We start from the raw sequence: 2,403 nt of genomic DNA, 5'->3' as shown, positions 1-2,403 counted from the left end.
GTAAGCGCTTAGCCGCAACCCTATTGAGGCTGGCTTGACGTTTTGCGGAATCGCCACGGCATGAGGTCTTCGATGCGGCTATGGGGATGGCCGTCGATGATCGTCTCGAGTGTTTCGGCGATGTAGGCGGCCGGGTTGACGTCGTTGAGCTTGCAGGTGGCGACGATCGAGGCGAGCAAGGCCCAGTTTTCGGCTCCGACCTCATGACCGGCGAAGAGCGCATTTTTTCTGGTCAGGCAGACTGGCCGGATGGCGTTCTCGACAGGGTTGGTGTCGAGCTCGAGGCGCCCGTCTTCGAGGAAGCGGGTCAGACCTTGCCAGTGATTGAGCGCGTAGCGGATGTCCTCGGCGAGCGTCGAACCGCTGGAGATCATCGACAGCTGCTTCTCGAACCACATTTTCAAAGCGGCGACGAGAGCCAACGAATGCTCCTTTCGTGCGGCGAGCCGGATGTCCGGCGATGCACCGCGCACCATGGCTTCGATGGCGTAAAGCTGTGCGATGTGCCGAATGGCGGCCTCGGCGATCGGCGATTTGCTATTGCGGGCCAATTTGACGAAGCGTCGGCGCAAGTGGCTCCAGCAATGCACGAGCGTCCAAGGCCCTTGCAGTCGAGCGACTTCGGTCAGTCGATCATAACCGTCATAGGCATCGCATTGCAGGAAGCGTCCGCCAAAGCCATCTAGGAACTGCTCAGCGAAGGCACCGCTGCGACTGGGGGCATATCGGAACAGCACGATCGGCGGACTTGGGCCGCTGTGGCCGCGGTCGTCTGAGGCAATCGCCCAGAAGTAGCCTTTCTTCGTTTGGCCGCGCCCCGGATCGAGTACCGGCGCCTTGGTCTCGTCCATGAACAGCCGATCCGCCATGGCCAGGTGGTGGCGCATGTGTTCCGCGATGGGCTGAAGATGGAAGCAGGCGCGGCCGGACCAGTTGCCCAGTGTCGCCCGATCAAGCCGGATGCCCTGGCGCGCATAGATCTCGGCCTGACGGTAAAATGGCGTATGGTCGCCAAATTTGGAGACGATCACATGCGCGATGGCCGCTTCGGTCGGCAGCCCGCCGGGCACGACGTGCTCCGGTGCGTGCGCCTGCACGACGGGGCCGGAGCAGCGGCGACAGATGTATTTTGGGCGGCGTGTGATCAGCACGCGCCATTGCGCCGGGATCACGTCGAGGCGCTGGCTGACGTCCTCGCCGATCTTCGTCATGGCGCCGCAACCGCACGGGCAAAGCGTACTCGCAGGCTCGATGATCCGTTCCACCCGCGGCAAATGGGCAGGCAGGCAGCCGCGGTTGCGATGAGAACCTTGATCCGGCGCGCTCCGCGATCGGCCCTTGATCACAGCCTCGGCTCTCTCCTGCGCCGCGTCCAGGATGCCTTGCGCGATCTCCACGTCTTCCAGCGGCAAGTGATACTGATCTGGCCGCAGCTTCTCGGACGTCGCGCCGAACTTCTCGCGTCGCAATTCGCCGAGAATGACCTCCAACCGACGCCGCGCCTCTTCCGACGTCGCCAGCGCCGCCTGATGTTCGCTCAAGGCCGCCTGCGTTTGCGCCAAAAGCGCCTTCAGGTGTTCGTTTTCGTCGCGCAGCGCCGCGATGCTCATGCGCTATTTCGAGCACATCGCCGCCGCGCGTGCCACATTCAAAATAGCTTCCGAGTCATTCTGCCGCAGTTATCCAGCCGCCTGGGGACGCCGCGCTTCTTCCGGGCGGACCAACCTCCAATCCAGCCCCTCGAACAGGGCTGCGAACATCGCCGGCGATATCCGTATCACGCCGTCTGCGATCGTTGGCCAAACGAACTTGCAACCTTCAAGACGCTTGTGCACCAACACCAGACCCGTTCGATCCCAGACCAAAATCTTGATCCGGTCCGCTCGTTTCGATCGGAACACGAAGGCTGCGCCGCTGAACGGGTCGAGACGAAGCATCTCCTGCACCTTCGCCGCAAGCCCATCGTGGCCACAGCGGAAGTCGATCGGCCGCGTCGCGATGTAAATCTTCAGATCGGCACCGGCCGCGATCATCGTGACGCTCGCATCGCGCGGATCACACGGGACAGCTGCTCGCCATCTATGGCTGTGTCCGTCCGCAGCACGACATCGCCGATCGCGATCTCAAGCTTGATCGCCGGAACCTGACGCTCCTCCAACGCACCTTCCACGACTAGCGGCGCGAATGTCGGCTGCGATACCTCGCGCGGCGACAACATGCCTCGCTGTCGAAACCGCCGCCGCCAATCGTAGATTTGCCAGCGCGTCGCTCCGTGCTTGCGCGCCACCTCGGACACCTGGGCACCGGGTAACAGACTCTCGGCGACGATCCGAGCTCTCTCAGCTTCCGAACGTACGCGGCGCCCCGATGGTCCTTCAAGAACCTCCAGCCGGCTCACCGATC

At 63.0% G+C, this 2,403-nt stretch carries 3 protein-coding genes; all 3 read right to left on the bottom strand.

What is annotated here, in order from left to right; translation table 11 throughout:
* Nucleotides 1–20: 20 nt before the first annotated feature.
* Nucleotides 21–1,610, bottom strand: coding sequence for an IS66 family transposase (locus tag IVB42_RS28715; RefSeq protein WP_247336381.1), 1,590 nt, complete (start codon nucleotides 1,608–1,610; stop codon nucleotides 21–23).
* 69 nt (nucleotides 1,611–1,679) lie between these two features.
* Complete coding sequence (gene tnpB, locus IVB42_RS28710) at nucleotides 1,680–2,033, bottom strand: IS66 family insertion sequence element accessory protein TnpB (protein WP_007601228.1); 354 nt, start codon at nucleotides 2,031–2,033, stop codon at nucleotides 1,680–1,682.
* Nucleotides 2,030–2,403 (bottom strand): transposase (locus tag IVB42_RS28705; protein WP_247471493.1); only part of this gene is annotated, 374 nt, incomplete at its 5' end. The genes tnpB and IVB42_RS28705, both read right to left, overlap by 4 nt.

Source organism: Bradyrhizobium sp. 45 (genome assembly GCF_023073155.1).
Lineage (GTDB): Bacteria > Pseudomonadota > Alphaproteobacteria > Rhizobiales > Xanthobacteraceae > Bradyrhizobium > Bradyrhizobium canariense_D.
Note: the sequence above shows the minus strand (reverse complement) of the source record. Positions and strands in the feature narration are given on the sequence as shown.

Coding starts and splice junctions, on each gene's coding strand:
- tnpB (WP_007601228.1), bottom strand. CDS start 2,033: ATGATCGCGGCCGGTGCCGATCTGAAGATTTACATCGCGACGCGGCCG.
- IVB42_RS28715 (WP_247336381.1), bottom strand. CDS start 1,610: ATGAGCATCGCGGCGCTGCGCGACGAAAACGAACACCTGAAGGCGCTT.